Raw genomic sequence first — 20,365 nt, forward strand, 5'->3', positions numbered from 1 at the left:
CCGCTGGTCCGGCCCGAAGAGGCATGCCGAGACGAGCGGGACGACCGACCTACAAAGGAGCCGGAAATGCCCAAGATGAAGACCAAGTCGAGCTGCAAGAAGCGGTTCAAGGTGTCCGCCACTGGCAAGATCATCACCGCCCAGGCTGGCAAGCGCCACGGGATGATCAAGCGCAGCAACAAATTCATCCGCAACGCGCGTGGCACGACCACGCTGAGCAAGGCCGATGAGCAGATCATCAAGCCTATGATGCCGTATTCGCGTTAAGGAGGATTTGAGAGATGTCACGCACCAAAGGTGGGACCGTCACCCACGCTCGCCACAAGAAAGTCACCACCGCGGCCAAAGGCTATTACGGCCGCCGCAAGAATACCTTCAAGGTGGCCGCACAGGCCGTCGACAAGGCCAACCAGTACGCCACGCGCGACCGCAAGAACCGCAAGCGCAATTTCCGCGCGCTGTGGATCCAGCGGATCAACGCCGCCGTGCGCGCCCAGGACGAATCGCTGACCTATTCGCGCTTCATCAACGGGCTGAGCCTCGCCGGTGTCGAGGTGGATCGCAAGGTACTCGCCGATCTCGCCGTGCACGAACCGTCGGCCTTCGCCGCCATCGTCGATCAGGCGAAGAAGGCGCTCGCGGCCTGACGCCGGTCGCACGCGAGGGACAGAACAGGCGCCGCCCGGGGATCATCCCCGGGCGGCGTTTTCCGTTTTAAAGCATGTTGCTCAAAAGTGGGAACCGGTTTTGAGCTCCTTGAACATGCGAAATCAAGAAGTTAGAGCGTGTCGCGTGAATGCGAATGAACACAACACGCTCTAGCCGTCTTCGCCACTGGCGAGCGGCATGTAGAGATCGCCGCCTTCACGGTACTTCTCGGCCATCGCCGCCATGCCCTCTTTCTGCGCCTCGGCGCGGATGTCGTGGCTGATCCGCATCGAGCAGAATTTCGGCCCGCACATCGAGCAGAAATGCGCCACCTTGTGCGCCTCCTTCGGCAGCGTCTGGTCGTGGAAATCACGCGCCGTCTCGGGATCGAGCGAGAGGTTGAACTGATCCTCCCAGCGGAATTCGAACCGTGCGCGCGAAAGCGCATCATCGCGCCGTTGCGCGCCGGGCAGCCCCTTGGCCAGGTCGGCGGCATGGGCCGCGATCTTGTAGGTGATAACCCCGGTTTTCACGTCGTCGCGGTCGGGCAGGCCAAGGTGCTCCTTTGGCGTGACGTAGCACAGCATCGCGCAGCCGAACCAGCCGATCATCGCAGCGCCGATGCCGCTGGTGATATGGTCATAGCCCGGCGCGATGTCGGTAATGAGCGGCCCGAGGGTGTAGAACGGCGCCTCGTGACAGCACTCAAGCTGCTTGTCCATGTTCTCCTTGATCTTGTGCATTGCCACATGGCCCGGCCCCTCGATCATCACCTGGCAATCCCGGCCCCAGGCGATTTTCGTGAGTTCCCCGAGCGTCTCCAACTCGGCAAACTGCGCCGCGTCATTGGCGTCGGCGATGGAGCCGGGCCGCAGCCCGTCGCCCAGCGAAAAGCTCACGTCGTACTGGCGGCAGATGTCGCAGATATCCTCGAAATGCTCGTAGAGGAAGCTCTCGCGGTGGTGGTGCAGGCACCATTTGGCCATGATCGAGCCGCCGCGCGACACGATCCCCGTCACCCGGTCTACCGTCATCGGCACCATGTGCAGGCGCACGCCCGCGTGGATGGTGAAGTAATCCACCCCCTGTTCCGCCTGCTCGATCAGGGTGTCGCGAAACACCTCCCATGTCAGGTCCTCGGCGACGCCATTCACCTTTTCCAGCGCCTGGTAGATCGGCACCGTGCCGATAGGGACGGGGGAATTGCGGATGATCCATTCGCGGGTGTTGTGGATGTTGCGCCCGGTGGAGAGGTCCATCACCGTATCGGCCCCCCAGCGGATCGCCCAGACCAGTTTCTCCACCTCCTCCTCCATCGACGAGGTGACGGCGGAGGTGCCCATGTTGGCGTTGATCTTCACGAGGAAATTGCGGCCGATGATCATCGGCTCAAGCTCGGGGTGGTTGATATTGGCGGGGATGATGGCGCGGCCTGCCGCGATCTCGGACCGGACGAATTCGGGGGTCACATAGTCGGGGATGTTCGCGCCCCAGTCGTTGCCGTCGCGCGCCGCTACGCTCGCCTCGCGCAACTGGTTCTCGCGGATGGAGACGAACTCCATCTCCGGCGTGACGATCCCCGCCCGCGCATAGGCCAGTTGCGTGGGGGCGGCACCGCCCGTGCCGCGCAGGGGCTCCGCCCGCACCGGGAATTCCGGCACCAGCCGGTCACCGGTGACAAAGCCGTTATCCTCCGGCCTCACGCGGCGGCCCGGATACCCCTCGACATCGCCGCGCGCCATGATCCACTCGCGGCGCAAGGGCGGCAGCCCCCGACCCACGTCGATCGCGGCCTCCGGGTCGGTATAGGCGCCCGAACTGTCATAGACCGGCAGCGGCCCCTCGCCCGCCGTCGGATGGGTGGAAATCTCGCGCATCGGCACGCGGATTCTCGGGTGCAGTGAGCCTGCAACGTAAATCTTGCGCGATGCGGGCAAGGGGCCGGTGGTCACGTTGGGGGACATATCTTGGTTAGGGATGGTCATGCTTGGTGCTCCTCGTTGCACGGTGCCAAAGAGACCAGATGAGCCGTGGCCGGGGAGCATCGGGGCGCAGGTCGCGATCCCGGTTCGGAACCGGCAGACCACCAGCGGTGCGCGCGGTTCCTCAGCTTCCTACGCCAGTATCAACTGGGTCAGGTTCAAAGGGTCGCATCACCGGTGTCACCACCTGTCAGCCTCTCAGTCCCCAAGGCGGGACTCCCCTGCAAGACCGGACGCTAGCCGATCCCCATGAGCGGGGCAAGCATCGCCGGCACGCGTCTCTTGTCGGTGCGCCACGTTGCTTGCTAGACGGGTGGGGGCGAATGCCCGGGCGGGCCCGGCATCAAAGCGAACGGACGGGCCGGGAATGACCGACAAGGCGGACACATCCATCCTTCTCACCGGGGCTTCGGGCCGCGTCGGGCGGATGCTGTGCGCCTTCTGGCCGGACGTGGCCCCCGACCTCGCGCTTATCCCGCAATACCGCCGCCCCGGCCCGCCGGGCGCGCTGGCATGGGATCCGCTCGACGGGCCGGGCGCGCTCATCACCCATATCGCAGAGACGGGCCGCCGCCCCGCCGCAATCGTGGCGCTCGCAGGCATAACGCCGGGGTCCGGGCGCGATCTCGGCCTCAACCGCCCGCTGGCCGAGGCCACGCTCGACGCGGGCCTGCGCGCGGGCGTCACCCGCGTGCTCCTGGCCTCGTCCTCGGCGGTCTACGGCGCGGGCGGTATCCCCTTCACCGAGGACGCCCCCTGCGCCCCGGTCAACGCCTACGGTGCCGCCAAGCTGGAGATGGAGGCCGCCTGCGCGCCGTGGCGCGCGCGCGGCCTCGACATTTGCGCCCTGCGCATCGGCAACGTGGCGGGGGCGGATGCGCTCTTGCTCAACGTGGCGCGCACCGGGCCGGGCGGCGCGGTCGTGATCGACCGCTTTGCCGATGGCGGCGGGCCGGTGCGCTCCTATATCGGCCCGGCGACGCTCGCCGCCGTCCTCGCCACGCTGTGCCGCCATCCCGGGCCACTGCCCGAGGCACTCAACATCGCCGCGCCGGACCCGGTGGCGATGACGGCGCTAGCACAAGCGGCGGGGGCGCACATCGAGACCCGCCCCGCGCCCCGGGGCGCGCATCAGCGCATCACCCTCGATTGCCGCCGCCTCGCCGCGCTGCACCGGTTCACCCCCGGCGACAGCACACCGGCAGAGATGGTGCGCCAATGGCGCGCGGCGGGTGTCGCCTGAGCGCCCTTCGCCCGCGTGTCTCAGGTGCGCCGCAGCACCCGGAACGCGGCCGACGCAGCCCAGCCCGCGGCGATGGCGATCGCCAGAGACATCAACCCATAGGCCAGCGGCTGCTGCCGCGACAGGGTAAAGAGCCAACGCTCCAGCCCCACTTTGCGCACGTCGATCACCGTCTCGTACTCCGACACCACGCGCCCCTCGCGGGTGAGGAAAATCCGGGTCTTGTAGGCTCCCTCGGTGAGGTTGGCGGGCAGGCTGATCGCGGTGCGAAACAGCGTCTGCTCGTCGAGGGCGACGGCGTTCTCCAATAGCTGGTAGGCATCCGTGCGTTCGCGGATGCGGATGAGTGCGTCGGTAAACCTCTCGGCATCCTCGGCCATGCTCGCCGCGCCAACCGAGCGGATCGCGCGCGGGATCGAGACCCGGTGGCGCAAATCCTCGGTATTGGTCAGCACCTGCTCGAACGGCCCGCTCGTGGCTACCGCGTAGAAGCTGGGCGCGGCGTCGAGATCGACAGCGTCGGTATTGACCCAGATGCCGAAGCGGCGCTCCTTGCGCCGGACCTGCACCGGTTGCGACGGTCCGGCCACGGTGATCACCACGCCGAGCGGCACCTCCGAGATCGGTGCCTCGCGCTTGACCGCACCGAAGATGAGGATGTCCGAGCCCTCGAACGTGGCGGTGATCGCCACCCGGTCCCGCGACAGGCCCAGCACCACCTCCTCGGCGCGCAGGGGCAGCGTCGCCAGACACAGGAGGAGCGCGAGGCGCAGCATCAGTGCCCCCCCGCGCCCGAGGCGATGGAATAGAGCTCCGACGGCATCACCAGCAGGTCAAAGGCCAGCTTGCCGCAGACCACGAGCACCATCACTGCCAGCAGGATACGCAGTTGCTCGGCCTTCATCCGCGTGCCGATCATGGTGCCGAACTGCGCACCGATCACGCCTCCCACGAGCAAGAGCACCGCCAGCGCGATATCAACGGTGAAATTGGTGGTGGCGTGCAGGAGCGTGGTAAAGGCGGTGACGAAGATGATCTGAAACAGCGACGTGCCCACCACCACCTTGGTCGGCATCCCCAGCAGGTAGATCATCGCCGGCACCATGATGAAGCCGCCGCCCACACCCATGATCGCGGCGAGCACACCCACCGCCACCCCGACCAGCAGCGGCGGGATCACCGAGATATAGAGCCCCGAGGTGCGAAACCGCATCTTGAAGGGCAGCCCGTGCACCCATCCGTGCTTCTTGCGCTTCGGGGCAGCCCCCCGGCGGGTATTGCGGATCGCGCGCAGGCTCTCGATGAACATCATCCCGCCGATCACGCCGAGAAAGACGACGTAACACAGCTTCACCAGCAGATCGACCTGACCCAGCGATTTCAGGTAGTTGAACAGCACCACGCCCAGCGCCGCGCCGAAGAGCCCACCCACGAGCAACACCGTGCCCATCCTCAGATCGACGGTCTTTCGTCGCAGATGCGCCAGCACGCCCGAAAACGACGAGGCGACAATCTGGTTGGCCTCGGTCGCCACGGCGACGGCAGGCGGGATACCGATGAAGAACAGAAGTGGCGTCATCAGGAAACCGCCGCCAACCCCGAACATGCCCGACAGCACGCCCACGATCCCGCCAAGCCCCAACAGCAGGAAGGCGTTGACCGAAACCTCGGCGATGGGGAGATAAATCTGCATGATGATTGTTAGCCCCATGCCGCCACGATATGCAAGGGAGCGGCACGGTTTGGCCCACGGACAGGTGATAAATTCTTGTTGCCGGAAAGCGTCTTTCGCAAAGCGCGAAGACGCGCGGCTCAACCGAGATGCTTTTCCAGGATCAGCGCGTCCACCGCTATGCCGCCTGCGCGCGGATAATAGCCCGGGCGGCACGCACATTTGCGCCAACGGGCGACGGCATAGAGGGCGCGGGCGGCGGCGTTGTCGGCGGCCACCTCGAGAAAGCCGCGCACCGCCCCGCGCGCCTTCGCCTCGGCCTCGAATCGGGCAAGGCATGCGCGCCCCAACCCCGCACGCCGATGCCCCGGATCGGTGGCCAGCGTCAGCAATTCCGCCTCGTCGGCGATTGCCCGGCCAAGGGCAAAGGCGCGCGCATCGCCCACGATAAAGGTATACGGGCTGTCCAGAAGGTCCGCGAATTCCGCCGCCGACCATCCCCGCCCCTGCCCCGCGAAGGCGCGGGCGTGGGTGGCCGACAGGATCTCAGGCGTCATCGAGGATCACAGGCGGTACGTCTCGGGCGGGCGCGGCATCGGCGGGCCGGACATAGAGCGGCGCAGGCGGCGGCGCATCGGCGGGGACATCGCGGGCCAGCAGCGCGATCATCCGCGCCATCTCCGAGGGTGGTGGCGGCCCGGCGGGATCGGATACGTCGGACGCGGGGATCAGCGCCGGGACCGCGCCAGCACCAAGGACATGCACCATGCCACGCGGCGCGGGAACAGCAGGCGTGCCGCCCCTTTCCAGCGCGCGGATCACGTCGAAAGTGCTGATTCCAACAGCAGAAATATCCAGCGACAGCGCCAGCCCCCTTGCCGCGGCCACCGAGATGCGGATGCCGGTGAAATTGCCGGGGCCGATGCCGACGCCGATCCGGTCGAGATCGCGCCACGCCGCGCCCCCCTCGGCCAGCACCTCCTCCAGAAGCGGCATCAGCCGCTCGGCCTGGCCGCGGCCCATCTCTTCGGCACGGGCGGCCAGAACCCGCCCACCCGACAGCAAAGCGGCCGCGCAATGCGCGCCCGACGTGTCGAAGCCCAATGTCAGGGGTTCAGAGCCCAACGGGGCGCACCTCTGTCACCTCGGGGATGTAGTGGCGCAGCAGGTTCTCGATGCCCATCTTCAGCGTGATGGTCGAGGACGGGCAGCCCGCGCAAGCGCCTTGCATATGGAGATAGACCACGCCGCGCTCGAACCCGTGAAAGGTGATGTCGCCACCGTCCTGCGCCACGGCGGGGCGCACGCGGGTATCGAGCAACTCCTTGATCTGGCCTACGATTTCCGAGTCTTCGCCGCTGTGGTCGGCGTGGCCGGAGGCGCCGCCACCCTCTTGGGACATGACCGGCTGGCCGGATTGGTAATGCTCCATGATCGCGCCGAGGATGGCCGGCTTGACATGGTCCCACTCGGTATCGTCTGCCTTGGTCACGGTGACGAAGTCATTGCCCAGGAACACCCCTGCGATCCCCGGGACGCGAAAGATTCGCGCCGCCAGAGGCGAGGCCTCGGCCCCTTCCGCGCTCGGGAAATCGGCGGTGCCGCCTTCGAGCACGGCCTGGCCCGGGAGAAACTTGAGCGTCGCGGGGTTGGGTGTGGATTCGGTCTGGATGAACATGGGAGGCCCCTTTTTCAGCTTAGGCAGATATGCGCGCGGGCGGGCCGCGAGTCAAGGTTTGGAACGATTCTAAACATGCGCGGGCCGGTGCGAAACGACAGGTTCGGGCACCGAACCGCGAGGTTCGCGGCGCTCAGGTGATCGCCTCGAGCCGGTCCTTGCTGAGGTCGCCCGGCACGATGGTGATCGGGATCGGCAGCCCGCCGGCATTTCGGGTCAGTTGCGTGACCAGCGGCCCCGGCCCCTTCTTGTCCGAGGCGGCCCCGAGCACGAGCACCCCGATATCGGGGTCGTCACGGACCTGCGCCATGATCTCGGCAACCGGCTCGCCCTCGCGGATGGCCAACTCGGGGTCGACCCCCTGCTTGTCGCGCATCCACTTGGCAAACACCTCGAAATGCGCCTCGATGCGCTCGCGGGCCTCTTCGCGCATGATGTCGCCCACGCCGATCCAGTGGTTGAATTCCTCGGGCGGAATCACCGCGAGCACCTCGACGCCGCCGCCGGTATGCGCCGCGCGCATTGCCGCAAAGCGAATGGCGTTGAGACATTCGCGGCTATCGTCGAGCACCACGAGAAACTTGCGCATGGACCGGCCTCCTCAAGCGGGCATCATGACGCGGAACCCGCGCCGGGGCAAGAGAGGTGATGGGGGGTGTTGAGCGCGCGACCCCCTCAGGCGAATGTCCCGCTGACCCGCCCCAGAAGCATGAAGGCGCGGGCGGTGCGGGTTTCGGAGAGGTCGGATATCTCGGCATCGGTCGCTGTCTCGGCGAAGTTCGACACCATCCGGTCAAAAAGCCGCAGGAAATGGTGCGCCGCGTCGCGAAAGATCGCGTCCTGTTTCATGCGCGCCGCAGTGAGCGCCAGCGACGAGCGGTCGCGGATACCGCCCAAGGCGGCGACGGCGCGGCCGCGCTCTCCGGCGGCGAAGCGGCGCCATATCTCGGGGCGGGCCATGTCGGGGCGCATATCGTCCATGTAGATGCCGTCCTGCGCCAGCAGGGTGAGCACGTCCTGCGCGGCGCGCACGAGCTGCGCGGTGGGACGGTCCTTGAGTGCGCGGCGCAGCGCGTTGAACCCGGCCTTGTCCTCGGGGCTTTCGGGGAAATTGAGCGCGCGGATGAAATCCTCCCGATCGAGCGGCGGCGCGGTCTCTTCGGCGGGGGTGCCAAGCGGCAGCACGACCTGGCCCGAGGACGGATCAGGCGCAGGGGGCGCGGGATGGACCGGGCGTGGCGGCTCTTCGACGCGGACCGAGGAAAAGGTGGCGAGCGCGGTCTCGGTCTTGCGCTGGGCGGCCACGATCTCGTCGAGCTTCTGGGCCACGGTCTTGTCGACCGTCGCGCCGAGCGACGTGTTCTGCGCGATATAGGCCTCGCGAATGGCGTCGATGGCGGCGCGCAGCCGCGCGCTTTCCTCGCGCATGGTGCGGCTGGCACGGGCGGCGGTGGCCCCTACCCACAGCATCGCCACCGGCATGAACACCGCGATCAGCACGGTCACGAAATGCAGCGCGCGGCCCGCCGACTCGGGGCCGGGCGCGAGCACGATGAAGTAGACCGCCGCCCCGGCGAGCCACGCCACCGACAGGATCGCGGCGATGATCTCGACCGCGGTCAGTCGCTCGCGGGGCGAGGTGGCTGCGGGACGCGGCGGGGGATCGGATGATGGGGCCATGTGCCGGGCCTTTGCCTCAGATATAGGCGATCTTGACCACCTCGTAGGACCGCTCGCCGCCGGGGGTGCGCACCTCGACGCTGTCGCCCTCTTCCTTGCCGATGAGCGCGCGGGCGATGGGAGATTTCATGTTGAGCAGGCCCTTCTCGATACTGGCCTCGTGTTCGCCGACGATCTGCCATGTGTGCTCGGCTTCGGTGTCCTCGTCGATCAGGGTCACGGTGGCGCCGAACTTGATCGCGCCCGACAGGCGCTTGGGGTCGATCACCTCGGCGAGGCTGAGGATGCCCTCGACCTCCTTGATGCGACCCTCGATGAAGGACTGTTTTTCCTTGGCGGAATGGTATTCGGCATTCTCGCTGAGATCGCCATGCTCGCGCGCCTCTGCGATGGCGCGGATGATGGCGGGACGCTCGACCGACTTGAGGTGCTTGAGCTCTTTTTCCAGCGCTTCGTGACCGGCGGCTGTCATCGGTATCTTTTCCATCGCGCGCGTCCATCATCGCAAGAGGGGCCGCGAACCCGCAGCCCCGTTGGTGGTTTCCAATTGTGCGATCGAGATTGCACGAAGCGCGCGCCCGATTGCAAGAGGGGATCGCCGGGGGTGCGGGTTTCGCGCGCGCGAACATGGCCGCGAACGTGACAAATTGCCGGTTTCGGCATGTCATAACGTCGTGTTTCAATTGACGCCTCAAGCGGACGCACGATAGTCACTCTCGCAACTTTGTTGCGCGGGAGCGAGCGATCGCGGCGCGCGGCCCGGAAAGAGGATGGAGACGATGAGCGAAGCAACGCGCGAAGCGATGGAATACGACGTGGTGATCGTGGGGGCGGGGCCCGCGGGCCTCTCGGCCGCCATCCGGTTGAAGCAACTCGACGAGAGCCTCGACGTGGTGGTGCTGGAAAAGGGCTCGGAGGTCGGCGCGCATATCCTGTCGGGCGCGGTGCTCGATCCCTCTGGCCTCGACGCGCTCCTTCCCGACTGGAAGGAGCGTGGCGCGCCGCTGAACGTGCCGGTGCGCGACGACAATTTCTACATGCTGGGCGCGGCGGGCCGCGTCCGGGTGCCCAACTGGCCGATGCCGCCGCTGATGAACAACCACGGCAATTACATCGTCTCGATGGGCAATGTCTGTCGCTGGATGGCCGAACAGGCCGAGGAACTCGGCGTCGAGATATTCCCCGGCATGGCCTGCTCGGAGATGGTCTATGGCGACGGTGGCGAGGTCAAGGGCGTGGTTGCGGGCGAATTCGGCCGCAACCCGGACGGCACCCCGGGGCCGAACTATGAGCCGGGAATGGAGTTGCACGGCAAGTACGTGTTCCTCTCGGAAGGCGTGCGCGGCAGCCTGTCGAAGGAGGTGATCGCGAAATACGACCTCGCCAGCGGTGTCGAGCCGCAGAAATACGGGCTCGGCATGAAGGAAATCTGGGAGGTGGACCCCGACAAGCACCGCGAGGGCAGCGTCACCCACACGATGGGCTGGCCGCTGGGCAAGAACGCCGGCGGCGGCAGCTTTATCTATCACCTCGAGAACAACCAAGTTTACGTGGGCTTCGTGGTGCACCTCAACTACGAGAATCCGCATCTCTATCCCTACATGGAATTCCAGCGGTTCAAGCATCATCCGATGGTCGCCGACCTGCTGAAAGGGGGCAAGCGCGTGGCCTATGGCGCGCGGGCGATCTCGGAGGGGGGCTGGCAGTCGATGCCGAAGATGGTGGCGCCGGGCGTGGCGCTGCTGGGCTGTTCGGTGGGGATGGTCAACGTGCCGCGCATCAAGGGCAACCACAACGCGATGCTCTCGGGCAAGGCCGCCGCCGAGTCCGCGCACGAGGCGATCAAGGCAGGTCGCGCGAGCGACGAGCTGAGCGCGTATGAGACCGAGGTGCGCGAGGGCGCGATCGGCCGCGACCTCAAGAAGGTGCGCAATGTCAAGCCGCTTTGGTCGAAATACGGGCTTCTGACCTCGCTCACGCTGGGTGGGTTCGACATGTGGACCAACACCGCCGGGTTCAGCCTTCTGGGCACGCTGGGGCACGGCAAGTCCGATGCCGAGGCGACCGGAAAGGCGAGCGATCACAAGCCGATCGACTATCCCAAGCCCGACGGCAAGCTGAGCTTCGACCGGCTGACCAACGTGAGCTTCTCGATGACCAACCACGAGGAGAACCAGCCCTGTCACCTGCAACTGGGCGACCCGGAGGTGCCAGTCTCGGTCAACCTGCCGGAATACGCCGAGCCGGCGCAGCGCTACTGTCCGGCGGGTGTCTACGAAGTGGTGCACGAGGAGGGCAGCGATCCGCGCTTCGTCATCAATTTCCAGAACTGCGTGCATTGCAAGACCTGCGACATCAAGGACCCGAGCCAGAACATCACCTGGGTCACGCCGCAGGGCGGCGACGGGCCGAACTATCCCAACATGTGACGCAGGCGTGACCGGCGGCGGCGCGGGCGCGGGGCCGCGCCGCATTGCCTTGGGCCGGGCGGCACATTAGGTTTGTCCGGTGGTTTGTAGCAAGAAGGGGCCCCATCGTGACGCATCGCAGGTTTCTGGCCGCGCTCGCCGTTTTTGTGACGCTGGGCACGCAAGGGGCGGCGCAGGCGCCGTCGGGCGCCTATCTCGCCGCGCAACACGCCCGCGCGCAGGGCGATTTTGCCGCCGCGGCACAGTATTACGCGCAGGTGCTGACGCGCGACCCGGGCAATATCGAGGTTCTGGAGAGCGCGGCATTCGCCTACATGGCGCTGGGACAGGTGGACCGGGCGGCCGCCGTCGCCCGCAAGATGGAGGCCGAGGACGCACGGAGCCAGATCGCGCAGATCCCGCTCATCGTCGAGGCGGCGCAGGACGAAGACTGGGCCGGGCTTCTGACGCGCATCGAGGCGGGGCGCGGGGCGGGAGAGCTTGCCGACGGCATGATCGCGGCCTGGGCCGAGCTGGGGCGCGGCGACATGTCGGCGGCGCTGACGCGGATCGACGCGCTGGCAGAGGAGCAGGGCCTGCGCAATTTCGCGCTCTATCACAAGGCGCTGGCGCTGGCGGTGGTCGGCGATTTCGAGGCCGCGGACCGGGTGTTTTCGGGCGAATCCGACGGGCAGGTGCAGCGCACGCGCAGCGGCGTTGTCGCCTGGGCGCAGGTGCTGAGCCAACTGGGCGAGACGGACCGCGCGCTGAGCGTTCTCGAGGACACGTTCGGCAGCACGCCCGAGCCCGGGATCGCCAATCTGCGCGCGCGGCTGGAGGCCGGGGAAACGGTGCCCTTCACGATGATCGAGGGGCCGCGGGACGGGGTGGCCGAGGTGTTCTTCTCGCTGGCACGCGCGCTCATGCAGGAGGCCAATGACGAGTTCGTGCTGATCTATGCCCGCGCCGCCGAGGCCATCGACCCGAACCATGTGTACGCCACCATCACCGCCGCCGAAACGCTTCAGAGCATGGAGCAATACAAGCTCGCCATCGACGCATTCGCCAGCGTCCCGCGCGATCACCCGGCGTTCCATACCGCCGAGTTGGGCCGCGCCGAGGCACTGCGCGCCACCGGCAAGCCCGACGCCGCGGCAGAGGTGCTGGCCCAGCTTGCCGGGCATTTGCCCGAGATCGTGGATATCCACGTAGCGGCGGGCGACCTGCACCGCGAGCAGGAGGAATACGAGGAGGCGATCGCCGCCTATAACCGCGCCGTCACCCTGCTGGAAGAGCGCGACAACCCGCAATGGTTTGTCTACTACGTGCGCGCCATCGCCCACGAGCGGCTCGACAACTGGTCCGAAGCCGAGGCCGATTTCCGCCGCGCGCTGGACCTGAACCCCGATCACCCGCAGGTGCTCAACTATCTCGGTTACACGATGGTCGAGAAGGGCGTGAACCTCGACGAGGCGCTTGGCATGATCGAGCAGGCCGTCGCGGCACGGCCCGACAGCGGCTATATCGTCGATAGCCTTGGCTGGGTACTCTACCGGCTGGGCCGCTACGACGAGGCGATCGGCCACATGGAGCGCGCCGCCGAGTTGATGCCCACAGATCCTGTGGTCAACGACCATCTGGGCGACGTGCTCTGGGCCGTCGGGCGCAAGACCGAGGCGCGATTCCAGTGGCGGCGCGCGCTGTCGCTGCACGAGACCACGACCTCGCCCGATCTCGACCCCGAGCGCGTGCGCCGCAAGCTGGAGGTCGGGCTCGACGAGGTGCTGCACGAAGAAGGCGCCGAACCGCTTCGGATGGTCGATGACGGCGGCTGACGCGGGCGTCCACGAGGCCGCCCCTGCCAAGATCAACCTCGCGCTGCATGTCACCGGCCGACGGGCCGACGGCTATCACCTGCTCGATTCACTGGTGGCCTTTGCCGATATCGGCGACCATGTGCAGGCCCGCCCCGCCACACGCACGCGGCTGCGCGTGACCGGGCCGATGGCGGCGGGTGTGCCGCGCGGCGGGGAAAACACGGTGCTGCGCGCCGCTGCGCTGATCGGCATCGCGGCCGATATCACCCTCGAAAAGTACCTGCCCACCGCTGCCGGGATCGGCGGCGGATCGAGCGACGCGGCGGCCACGCTGCGCGCGCTGGCGCGGCTTGGGGGCATCGCGGTGCCCGGGGGCGTGCTGGCGCTGGGGGCGGATGTGCCCGTGTGCCTGCTGGCGCGGGCAGCGCGGATGCGCGGGATCGGCGAGGAGGTGCAGCCGGTGGACGGGCTGCCCGCGCTCGACGCGGTGCTGGTCAACCCGCGCGTGCCGGTGGCCACGCCGGGTGTGTTCGCCCGTCTCGACCGCCGCGAGAACGATGGACTGCCCGAGGTTCTGCCGCACTGGCACGATGGGGCCGACTGCGCCCGCTGGCTCGCCGCGCAGCGCAACGACCTCGAAGACCCGGCGCAGGCGCTCTGCCCCGAGATCGGCGCGGTGCTGGCGGGCTTGCGCGAGAGCCATGACTGCGCGCTGGCGCGGATGTCGGGATCGGGGGCCACCTGTTACGGGCTCTATCCCGACGCGATGGCGGCAACACGGGCGGCGGCGCGGATCGCGGCTGAGCGGCCCGATTGGTGGGTGGTGGCGACGCGGCTCAGGTGAGGCGCGCGACCACGTAATCGGCAAGATGATCGAGCATGTCGCGCACCGGGTGTTCTGGCAGAACCCCGAGCGCTGTGCGCGCATCCGCGATCCAGCCCTGCGCGGCGGCCCGCGTCTCTTCGAGCGCGCCGCGTGCATGCAGGATATCGAGCGCACGGTCGAGATCGCCGTCCTGCTGGTCGCCCTTCTCGATGGTGCGCCGCCAGAAGGCGCGCTCGCTGTCATCGGCCTGCGCCAGCGCGCGAATCACCGGCAGGGTGAGCTTGCGCTCGCGGAAATCGTCGCCCACGTTCTTGCCGGTGGCGCGCGCATCGCCCTGGTAGTCGAGCAGGTCATCGACGATCTGGAACGCGATGCCGAGCGCGTCGCCGTAATCATAGAGCGCGCGCACCTGTGGCTCGGGTGCCCCCGCGATCACGCCGCCCACCTGCGTCGCCGCCGAGAAGAGCGCCGCCGTCTTGCCGCGCACCACCTGGAGATAGAGCGCCTCTGTCGTGGCGAGGTCGCGCGCCGTGCTGAGCTGAAGCACCTCGCCCTCGGCGATGGTGGCGGCGGCGTCCGACAGGATGTCGAGCACGCGCAGCGATTCGGTTTCGACCATGAGCTGAAAGGCACGGGCAAAGAGGTAATCGCCCACCAGGACGCTCGACTTGTTGTCCCACAACAGGTTGGCGGTGGGTCGGCCCCGGCGGCTCGCGCTCTCGTCGACAACGTCGTCATGCAGGAGCGTGGCGGTGTGGATGAATTCCACCGTCGCCGCGAGGCGCACGTCGTGATCGCCCGTGTAGCCGCACAGGTCGGCGGAGGCGAGCGTCAGCATCGGGCGCAGCCGCTTGCCGCCCGCCTCGACGAGATGGGCCGTCACCTCGGGGATGCGGGGCGCGTGACGCGACGCCATGCGCGCGCGGATGAGGGTATCGACATCGCCCAGCTTGGCGGCGAGATGCGCGGCCAGCGCCTCGTGCGGTTTGGTGGCTGCCTCGTCCAAGCTCATCGGTCCCCCCGGCCCTCGACAAATCCTGCGCGGTGCCCTTATCTCGCAGACATGAGACAGCTTTACCGCACCACCGACATGGCCAACATGGCGTTTGCCAAGGCGCTGCTTCAGGGCGAGGATATAGACTGCTTTGAAATGGACGTAAACATGAGCGTTCTGGAAGGCTCGATCGGGATTTTCCCGCGCCGCCTGATGGTTGGCGAGGCCGATTATGACGCGGCGCGGACGACACTTCTCGACAACGGGTTCTCGCTTGAGGACTGAGCCGTTTGCCCCGGCCGACCTGAGCCGCGATGCCTTTCTTGGCGGGCGGCTGGAGATCGCGCAGCCGCGCGCAGGGTATCGCGCCGGGATCGACCCGGTGCTGCTCGCCGCCGCGGTCCCGGCGCAGGAGGGCGAGACGCTGCTCGACCTGGGCTGTGGCGCGGGTGTGGCGGCGCTGTGCGTGGCGGCACGGGTGCCGGGCGTGCGGCTTGCGGGGCTGGAGATGCAGCCCGCCTATGCCGCGCTGGCGTGCGAGAACGCGGCGCATAATGGTGCCGAGATGGAGGTGCTGACCGGCGACGTGGCCGCGATGCCCGCGGCCCTGCGGCAGCGGCAATTCGACCACGTCATCGCCAACCCGCCCTATTTCGACCGCGGCGCGGGCACACCCGCCGCCGATGCCGGGCGCGAGGGGGCGCTGGGCGAGGCGGTGCCGCTGGCCGACTGGATCGCGGCGGCGCTGCGGCGCTGTCGCCCGGGGGGGCATGTCTGCGTCATCCACCGGGCCGAGCGGCTGGCCGATCTGCTGGCGGCGATGCGCGGCTCGGTCGAGGTGCTGCCACTGATTCCCCGGCGCGGACGAGCGGCGCGGCTGGTGCTGGTGCGGGCGCGCAAGGGCGGACGCGCAGGCCTGAGGCTCTGCGACGGCTGGCTGCTGCACGAGGGGCCGCGCCACGCGGGCGACGGGGAAAACCTCACACGATCAACGGCCTCGGTCCTGCGCGACGCGGCCCCCCTGCCCTTTTGCCGGTGAATTGCCGAAAATCCGATCGGAAAAAAGCCGCGCATCTCGCGGACGCAGCGTGACAGAATTGTAAAACTGTGCTGCAATTCCCATGTCCATGGGACACCCATTTCACTGAGGAGACAGCCAATGAGCTTGAGTTCGCATATCGAGGAACTGAAGAAGAAACATCACGCGCTCTCGGAAAAGGTGGAGGCGGCGCAACGCGCCCCGGGAGTGAGCTCGCTGGAACTCGCGGAACTCAAGAAACAGAAACTGAAAATCAAGGAAGAAATCGAGCGCCTGACGGTCAACGCCTGACAGGCGGCGCGGGCCGGGCGCGCGGCCCGGCCCCCGGCACGCTCGCTTGATTACGAGAAGAACTGTCCGCCATTGGCGGAGATGGTCGAGCCGTTGATAAAGCTCGCATCGTCGGAGACGAGGAAGCTCACGCAGCGGGCGATTTCCTCCGGCTCGCCCAAGCGGCCCGCCGGGATCATGCCGATGATCGCCTCGCGCACCTTTTCCGGCACCGCCATGACCATTTCGGTGGCGATGTAGCCGGGGCACACGGCGTTGGCGGTGATGCCCTTGGCCGCGCCCTCCTGCGCGAGGCTACGCACGATGCCGAGATCGCCGGCCTTGGTCGCGGCATAGTTGGCCTGCGCGAACTGGCCCTTCTGACCGTTGACCGAAGAGATCACCACGACCCGGCCAAAGCCGCGCTCGCGCATGCCCGGCCAGACTGGGTGGATGGTGTTGAACACGCCGGTGAGATTGGTGTCGATCACGTCGCCCCATTGCTGCGGCGTCATCTTGTGGAAGGGCGCGTCACGGGTGATGCCCGCGTTGGCCACGACGATCTCGATCGGGCCGAGATCGGCCTCGACGCGGCCGATCCCGGCCTTGGACTCGTCATAATCGGCCACGTTCCACTTGTAGGTCTTGATGCCGGTTTCCTCGGTGAATTTCGCGGCAGCCTCATCGTTGCCGGCATAGGTGGCGGCGACGGTGTAGCCGTCGGCTTTGAGCGCCTTGGATATGGCGGCGCCGATCCCGCGCGATCCTCCGGTGACGAGTGCAGTTCTGGCCATGATATCCTCCGCTATGGCTTGGTTCGTAAGTTGATTATCGGTTTGACCCGATGAGCGCAACAATGTTGCGCGGTAAATCTTCTGCGATGCAGCCAGGGCCTGCCGCTGGCCGGAAAAAAGGGCGCCGTGCGGGGCGCCCTTTGGTGATCCGTGCCCGCGTCACCGCGCGCCGGTCACGGGCGCTCGACGCAGAGCGCGACGCCCATGCCGCCGCCGATGCACAGCGTGGCGAGACCCTTTTTCGCACCGCGGCGCTGCATCTCGAACAGCAGCGTGTTGAGCACGCGGCAGCCGGATGCGCCGATCGGGTGGCCGATGGCGATGGCGCCGCCGTTGACGTTCACGATGTCGGGGTTCCAGCCCATCTCCTTGTTGACGGCGCAGGCCTGCGCGGCAAAGGCCTCGTTGGCCTCGACAAGGTCGAGGTCATCCACGCTCCATCCCGCCTTTTCCAGCGCCTTGCGGCTGGCATTGACCGGCCCGACGCCCATGATCGACGGATCGACCCCGGCGGTGGCGTAGGAGGCGATGCGCGCCAGCGGGGTGATGCCGCGGCGCTCGGCCTCGTCGGCACTCATCAGCAGGGTGGCGGCAGCGCCGTCGTTGAGGCCGCTGGCGTTGGCTGCGGTGACCGAGCCATCCTTGGTAAAGGCGGGGCGCAGCTTCTGCATGCCCTCGATGGTGGCGCCGTGGCGGATGTACTCGTCCTTGTCCACGACTGTCTCGCCCTTGCGGGTCTTGACGGTGAAGGGGATCACCTCGTCATCGAAGCGCCCGGCCTTCTGCGCGGCCTCGGCCTTGTTCTGGCTGGCCACGGCAAACTCGTCCTGCGTCTCGCGGGTGATCTGCCACTTGTCGGCGACGTTCTCGGCGGTCTGGCCCATGTGATAGCCGTTGAACGCGTCCCAGAGCCCGTCGCGGATCATCGTGTCGATGTATTTCATGTCACCCATCTTGTGGCCCGCGCGCAGATGCGCGGCGTGGGGCGAGAGCGTCATGCTTTCCTGTCCGCCGGCGCAGACGATCTGCGCATCGCCGAGCTGGATGTGCTGGGCCCCGAGCGCCACCGCCCGCAGGCCCGAGCCGCAGACCTGGTTGATACCCCAGGCCGCCGATTCGATGGGCAGGCCGGCGTTGACATGCGCCTGGCGTGCCGGGTTCTGGCCCTGCGCGGCGGTGAGCACCTGGCCGAGGATCGTCTCGGAGACCTCGGCCTTGTCGATGCCCGCGCGCGCAACCACCGCCTCGAGCACGGCGGCGCCGAGATCGTGGGCCGGGATGGTGGCGAACGCGCCGCCGAAAGAGCCGACAGCGGTGCGCGCAGCGGACGCGATTACGACATTGGTCATGGATATCCTCCTCCGGGATGGGCTGGCGCTTCGCGCCAGTGTTCCGGCGCGTCATAACGCAAGTGCTGCGTCGCGGCAACGGTGGTGGCCTTATGCCGCAGCCGGTTTCAGCCGGTGGCCTGCGCGAACCCGGTATCGAGCCAAGGCGGGCGCACCGTGGGCGCGCCGAAATAGTAGCCCTGGAGACAGTCAAGCCCGAGCGCCGTCAGATAGGCCGCGTCATCCGCGCGCTCGACGCTTTCGGCGACGGTGACCATGTCGAATTGCCGCCCGATGCTCAGCAGCGCGGCGGCGAGCACCTGGTTGTCGGCACTGGTGGCGATGCCGCGAATGAACTGCCCGTCGATCTTGAGGACGTCGAAGAAGAAATCCTTGAGAAATCTGAACGATGTGTAGCCTGCGCCGAAATCGTCGAGGGCAAAGCCAACGCCCTTGGCCTGCAACTCGGTCATGAAGCCGATGACCAGCTCGGGCACCAGCATGGCAGAGCTTTCGGTGATTTCGAGGATCAGCCGCTCGGCAATGGTGGGATCGCGCGACAGCCCCTTGCCCAACGTGCGCATCCAGCGGCGATAGCCGATGGAGCGCGCCGACATGTTGATCGACAGCCGCAGGTCGGGGTATTCGGCGAGGGTGGCCAGCCCCTTTTCCAGCGCGAGGCAGTCGATGATGCGCCCGCTCTCGCGCGTTTCCACCTGGGTGATGAACTCGCGCGCGGGGATCACTCGGCCGGTTTCGTCGGTCACGCGAATCAACCCCTCGTAGAAGGCCGGGCGGTCCGTTTGCCCGGCGGTAACCACGGGTTGAAAGGCGAGCAGCACCTGGCGGTGCCGGATCGCCGCCTCGACCATGTCGATCACCGATCGGTCGCGGGCAGAGACGGCATAGTTGAGCGGGCTGTCATGCCCGGCGGGGATATCCGCCCATTTTCCCTTGCGCCCCATGCCGCCCTCCGATTCCATCTGCGCTTGCAGGGTGCGCGTCCGGCCTTAAGGATCGCTTAAAGCGCGCATTTGAACGATTTGCACCGGGAGGGCGGCATGGAACGCTGTGGCTGGGCGGGCGATGACCCGCTCTACATCACCTATCACGACACCGAATGGGGCGTGCCCGAGCGAGACAGCCGCGCACTATGGGAGACGCTGGTGCTGGAGGGGTTCCAAGCGGGACTGAGCTGGATCACCGTGCTGCGCAAGCGCGACAATTTCCGCGCGGCGTTTCAAGGGTTCGACCCGGAGGCGATCGCCGGATGGGGCGAGGCCGAGGTGGCGCGGCTGCTGGATGATCCGGGCATCATCCGCCACCGCGGCAAGATCGCGGCGACCATCGGCAACGCGCGGGCGTGGCAAGAGATCGAGGCGGAGCAGGGCTTTGCCCGCTACATCTGGGATTTCGTGGACGGCAGGCCGGTGCAAAACCGATTCGCGACCCTCGCGGAGGTGCCGGCCGATACGGACATTTCCCGTAAACTTTCGAAGGACCTGAAACGCCGCGGCTTTCGCTTCTGCGGGCCGACGATCACCTATGCGTTCATGCAGGCGGCGGGGCTGGTCAACGACCACCTGGTGACCTGCCCGTGCCATGCAGAGGTGGCAAGGCTGGGCTGAGGGAGGGGGTGAGCTACTCCCCAATGTTTGGACAGTTTCCGGCGTAAATTAAGCTACTCTTTGCTCCTGCTGATCGGGTTGGGGGTCTTCATCCCGCAGCCAATAGACCACGGCTGGGGGTTTGCCGCCAAGGGCAGAATGGGGGCGCTTTCGGTTGTAGAACTCGATCCATTTGCCGAGACCCGCCGTGGCTTCCGGTCCGGTCTCCCAGGCGTGCAAGTACGCCTTGTTCCGCGCGCGGGGCACGCCTCGTTCCACGCGCGGGGGGGATGTTTGTGAGGTCCGCGAGAGACAGGCAAGCGCCGGAACGCGCCCCCTCTCCCGCACAACGCCTGTTTCGGAATCGCCTTTGATGCCC

Annotated in this window: 24 protein-coding genes; 10 read left to right on the forward strand and 14 right to left on the reverse strand. The window is 67.2% G+C overall.

Translation table 11 applies throughout. The features are described 5' to 3' along the window. Window positions 1–66 precede the first annotated feature (66 nt). On the forward strand, window positions 67–267 hold the full coding sequence (gene rpmI / locus AC13D8_RS13140) for a 50S ribosomal protein L35 (RefSeq protein WP_129433948.1): 201 nt from the start codon (window positions 67–69) through the stop codon (window positions 265–267). Window positions 268–281: 14 nt separating this feature from the next. After that, window positions 282–647, forward strand: a complete 366-nt coding sequence (rplT, locus tag AC13D8_RS13145) for a 50S ribosomal protein L20 (RefSeq protein WP_104017154.1) — start codon at window positions 282–284, stop codon at window positions 645–647. Between the two features lie 171 nt (window positions 648–818). On the opposite strand, the gene thiC is transcribed toward rplT, so the two are convergent. Next, entirely contained in the window at window positions 819–2,633 is a 1,815-nt protein-coding gene (gene thiC / locus AC13D8_RS13150; RefSeq protein ID WP_482969197.1) for a phosphomethylpyrimidine synthase ThiC, read from the reverse strand. A gap of 364 nt (window positions 2,634–2,997) precedes the next feature. Here thiC and AC13D8_RS13155 point away from each other — a divergent pair, with 364 nt between their 5' ends. Further along, window positions 2,998–3,873, forward strand: a complete 876-nt coding sequence (locus AC13D8_RS13155) for an NAD-dependent epimerase/dehydratase family protein (RefSeq protein WP_482969198.1) — start codon at window positions 2,998–3,000, stop codon at window positions 3,871–3,873. A gap of 20 nt (window positions 3,874–3,893) precedes the next feature. Here AC13D8_RS13155 and AC13D8_RS13160 read toward each other — a convergent pair whose 3' ends face one another. The 8 genes from AC13D8_RS13160 to greA all read right to left on the reverse strand — a co-directional run bounded on the left by AC13D8_RS13160 (window position 3,894) and on the right by greA (window position 9,390). Further along, window positions 3,894–4,649 carry a TIGR02186 family protein gene (locus tag AC13D8_RS13160; RefSeq protein ID WP_482969199.1) on the reverse strand — a complete coding sequence of 252 codons (756 nt, stop codon included), beginning with the start codon at window positions 4,647–4,649 and terminating at the stop codon, window positions 3,894–3,896. After that, the gene (locus AC13D8_RS13165; protein ID WP_129433956.1) at window positions 4,649–5,566 is read right to left on the reverse strand and encodes a sulfite exporter TauE/SafE family protein; all 918 of its coding nucleotides are present in this window, start codon (window positions 5,564–5,566) and stop codon (window positions 4,649–4,651) included. Before AC13D8_RS13165 ends, AC13D8_RS13160 begins: the two co-directional genes overlap by 1 nt. 119 nt (window positions 5,567–5,685) lie before the next feature. Continuing rightward, entirely contained in the window at window positions 5,686–6,102 is a 417-nt protein-coding gene (locus tag AC13D8_RS13170) for a GNAT family N-acetyltransferase (protein WP_482969200.1), read from the reverse strand. Further along, window positions 6,092–6,670 (reverse strand): tRNA (adenosine(37)-N6)-threonylcarbamoyltransferase complex dimerization subunit type 1 TsaB, encoded by a 579-nt coding sequence (gene tsaB, locus AC13D8_RS13175; protein ID WP_482969201.1) that lies wholly within the window; start codon window positions 6,668–6,670, stop codon window positions 6,092–6,094. Before tsaB ends, AC13D8_RS13170 begins: the two co-directional genes overlap by 11 nt. Then, a complete protein-coding gene (locus AC13D8_RS13180) occupies window positions 6,660–7,223 on the reverse strand; it encodes a NifU family protein (protein ID WP_104017147.1) in 564 nt (187 codons plus the stop codon). Before AC13D8_RS13180 ends, tsaB begins: the two co-directional genes overlap by 11 nt. Window positions 7,224–7,356: 133 nt before the next feature. Then, entirely contained in the window at window positions 7,357–7,812 is a 456-nt protein-coding gene (locus AC13D8_RS13185) for a universal stress protein (RefSeq protein WP_104017146.1), read from the reverse strand. Between the two features lie 86 nt (window positions 7,813–7,898). Next, window positions 7,899–8,903 carry a hypothetical protein gene (locus AC13D8_RS13190; protein ID WP_482969202.1) on the reverse strand — a complete coding sequence of 335 codons (1,005 nt, stop codon included), beginning with the start codon at window positions 8,901–8,903 and terminating at the stop codon, window positions 7,899–7,901. A gap of 16 nt (window positions 8,904–8,919) precedes the next feature. Then, window positions 8,920–9,390, reverse strand: coding sequence for a transcription elongation factor GreA (gene greA, locus AC13D8_RS13195; protein WP_482969203.1), 471 nt, complete (start codon window positions 9,388–9,390; stop codon window positions 8,920–8,922). 292 nt (window positions 9,391–9,682) lie between these two features. Between greA and AC13D8_RS13200 the strand changes: the two genes are divergently transcribed. The 3 genes from AC13D8_RS13200 to AC13D8_RS13210 all read left to right on the forward strand — a co-directional run bounded on the left by AC13D8_RS13200 (window position 9,683) and on the right by AC13D8_RS13210 (window position 13,972). Next, a complete protein-coding gene (locus tag AC13D8_RS13200; protein WP_482969204.1) occupies window positions 9,683–11,332 on the forward strand; it encodes an electron transfer flavoprotein-ubiquinone oxidoreductase in 1,650 nt (549 codons plus the stop codon). A gap of 107 nt (window positions 11,333–11,439) precedes the next feature. Beyond that, a complete protein-coding gene (locus AC13D8_RS13205; RefSeq protein WP_482969205.1) occupies window positions 11,440–13,146 on the forward strand; it encodes a tetratricopeptide repeat protein in 1,707 nt (568 codons plus the stop codon). Continuing rightward, window positions 13,133–13,972, forward strand: a complete 840-nt coding sequence (locus AC13D8_RS13210) for a 4-(cytidine 5'-diphospho)-2-C-methyl-D-erythritol kinase (protein ID WP_482969206.1) — start codon at window positions 13,133–13,135, stop codon at window positions 13,970–13,972. Before AC13D8_RS13205 ends, AC13D8_RS13210 begins: the two co-directional genes overlap by 14 nt. Here the strand turns inward: AC13D8_RS13210 and AC13D8_RS13215 are convergent. Beyond that, entirely contained in the window at window positions 13,965–14,966 is a 1,002-nt protein-coding gene (locus tag AC13D8_RS13215; RefSeq protein WP_482969207.1) for a polyprenyl synthetase family protein, read from the reverse strand. The two genes, AC13D8_RS13210 and AC13D8_RS13215, sit on opposite strands and share 8 nt — an antisense overlap. Window positions 14,967–15,017: 51 nt before the next feature. Between AC13D8_RS13215 and AC13D8_RS13220 the strand changes: the two genes are divergently transcribed. The 3 genes from AC13D8_RS13220 to AC13D8_RS13230 all read left to right on the forward strand — a co-directional run bounded on the left by AC13D8_RS13220 (window position 15,018) and on the right by AC13D8_RS13230 (window position 16,278). Further along, window positions 15,018–15,233 (forward strand): putative signal transducing protein, encoded by a 216-nt coding sequence (locus tag AC13D8_RS13220; protein ID WP_104019208.1) that lies wholly within the window; start codon window positions 15,018–15,020, stop codon window positions 15,231–15,233. Next, window positions 15,223–15,987, forward strand: coding sequence for a tRNA1(Val) (adenine(37)-N6)-methyltransferase (locus AC13D8_RS13225; RefSeq protein ID WP_482969208.1), 765 nt, complete (start codon window positions 15,223–15,225; stop codon window positions 15,985–15,987). Before AC13D8_RS13220 ends, AC13D8_RS13225 begins: the two co-directional genes overlap by 11 nt. A gap of 120 nt (window positions 15,988–16,107) precedes the next feature. Next, the gene (locus AC13D8_RS13230; RefSeq protein ID WP_129434444.1) at window positions 16,108–16,278 is read left to right on the forward strand and encodes a YdcH family protein; all 171 of its coding nucleotides are present in this window, start codon (window positions 16,108–16,110) and stop codon (window positions 16,276–16,278) included. Between the two features lie 50 nt (window positions 16,279–16,328). Here AC13D8_RS13230 and phbB read toward each other — a convergent pair whose 3' ends face one another. The 3 genes from phbB to AC13D8_RS13245 form a co-directional block, all read right to left on the reverse strand. Further along, entirely contained in the window at window positions 16,329–17,051 is a 723-nt protein-coding gene (gene phbB, locus AC13D8_RS13235) for an acetoacetyl-CoA reductase (RefSeq protein ID WP_482969209.1), read from the reverse strand. Window positions 17,052–17,224: 173 nt separating this feature from the next. Beyond that, entirely contained in the window at window positions 17,225–18,400 is a 1,176-nt protein-coding gene (locus AC13D8_RS13240) for an acetyl-CoA C-acetyltransferase (RefSeq protein ID WP_482969210.1), read from the reverse strand. 107 nt (window positions 18,401–18,507) lie between these two features. Beyond that, on the reverse strand, window positions 18,508–19,344 hold the full coding sequence (locus AC13D8_RS13245; protein ID WP_104019271.1) for an EAL domain-containing protein: 837 nt from the start codon (window positions 19,342–19,344) through the stop codon (window positions 18,508–18,510). 96 nt (window positions 19,345–19,440) lie between these two features. Here AC13D8_RS13245 and AC13D8_RS13250 point away from each other — a divergent pair, with 96 nt between their 5' ends. Continuing rightward, window positions 19,441–20,007 (forward strand): DNA-3-methyladenine glycosylase I, encoded by a 567-nt coding sequence (locus tag AC13D8_RS13250; RefSeq protein WP_482969211.1) that lies wholly within the window; start codon window positions 19,441–19,443, stop codon window positions 20,005–20,007. Window positions 20,008–20,055: 48 nt separating this feature from the next. On the opposite strand, the gene AC13D8_RS13255 is transcribed toward AC13D8_RS13250, so the two are convergent. Next, window positions 20,056–20,334, reverse strand: a complete 279-nt coding sequence (locus tag AC13D8_RS13255) for an integrase core domain-containing protein (protein WP_482969212.1) — start codon at window positions 20,332–20,334, stop codon at window positions 20,056–20,058. Window positions 20,335–20,365: the final 31 nt, after the last annotated feature.

The sequence above is a fragment of the Roseovarius sp. B-10 genome (genome assembly GCF_056859295.1).

Bases quoted from the DNA above. Each gene is read 5' to 3' on its own strand.
- rpmI (WP_129433948.1), top strand. From the start codon at position 67: ATGCCCAAGATGAAGACCAAGTCGAGCTGCAAGAAGCGGTTCAAGGTG.
- rplT (WP_104017154.1), top strand. From the start codon at position 282: ATGTCACGCACCAAAGGTGGGACCGTCACCCACGCTCGCCACAAGAAA.
- thiC (WP_482969197.1), bottom strand. From the start codon at position 2,633: ATGACCATCCCTAACCAAGATATGTCCCCCAACGTGACCACCGGCCCC.
- AC13D8_RS13155 (WP_482969198.1), top strand. From the start codon at position 2,998: ATGACCGACAAGGCGGACACATCCATCCTTCTCACCGGGGCTTCGGGC.
- AC13D8_RS13160 (WP_482969199.1), bottom strand. From the start codon at position 4,649: ATGCTGCGCCTCGCGCTCCTCCTGTGTCTGGCGACGCTGCCCCTGCGC.
- AC13D8_RS13165 (WP_129433956.1), bottom strand. From the start codon at position 5,566: ATGCAGATTTATCTCCCCATCGCCGAGGTTTCGGTCAACGCCTTCCTG.
- AC13D8_RS13170 (WP_482969200.1), bottom strand. From the start codon at position 6,102: ATGACGCCTGAGATCCTGTCGGCCACCCACGCCCGCGCCTTCGCGGGG.
- AC13D8_RS13180 (WP_104017147.1), bottom strand. From the start codon at position 7,223: ATGTTCATCCAGACCGAATCCACACCCAACCCCGCGACGCTCAAGTTT.
- AC13D8_RS13185 (WP_104017146.1), bottom strand. From the start codon at position 7,812: ATGCGCAAGTTTCTCGTGGTGCTCGACGATAGCCGCGAATGTCTCAAC.
- AC13D8_RS13190 (WP_482969202.1), bottom strand. From the start codon at position 8,903: ATGGCCCCATCATCCGATCCCCCGCCGCGTCCCGCAGCCACCTCGCCC.
- greA (WP_482969203.1), bottom strand. From the start codon at position 9,390: ATGGAAAAGATACCGATGACAGCCGCCGGTCACGAAGCGCTGGAAAAA.
- AC13D8_RS13200 (WP_482969204.1), top strand. From the start codon at position 9,683: ATGAGCGAAGCAACGCGCGAAGCGATGGAATACGACGTGGTGATCGTG.
- AC13D8_RS13210 (WP_482969206.1), top strand. From the start codon at position 13,133: ATGACGGCGGCTGACGCGGGCGTCCACGAGGCCGCCCCTGCCAAGATC.
- AC13D8_RS13215 (WP_482969207.1), bottom strand. From the start codon at position 14,966: ATGAGCTTGGACGAGGCAGCCACCAAACCGCACGAGGCGCTGGCCGCG.
- AC13D8_RS13220 (WP_104019208.1), top strand. From the start codon at position 15,018: ATGAGACAGCTTTACCGCACCACCGACATGGCCAACATGGCGTTTGCC.
- AC13D8_RS13230 (WP_129434444.1), top strand. From the start codon at position 16,108: ATGAGCTTGAGTTCGCATATCGAGGAACTGAAGAAGAAACATCACGCG.
- phbB (WP_482969209.1), bottom strand. From the start codon at position 17,051: ATGGCCAGAACTGCACTCGTCACCGGAGGATCGCGCGGGATCGGCGCC.
- AC13D8_RS13240 (WP_482969210.1), bottom strand. From the start codon at position 18,400: ATGACCAATGTCGTAATCGCGTCCGCTGCGCGCACCGCTGTCGGCTCT.
- AC13D8_RS13245 (WP_104019271.1), bottom strand. From the start codon at position 19,344: ATGGGGCGCAAGGGAAAATGGGCGGATATCCCCGCCGGGCATGACAGC.
- AC13D8_RS13250 (WP_482969211.1), top strand. From the start codon at position 19,441: ATGGAACGCTGTGGCTGGGCGGGCGATGACCCGCTCTACATCACCTAT.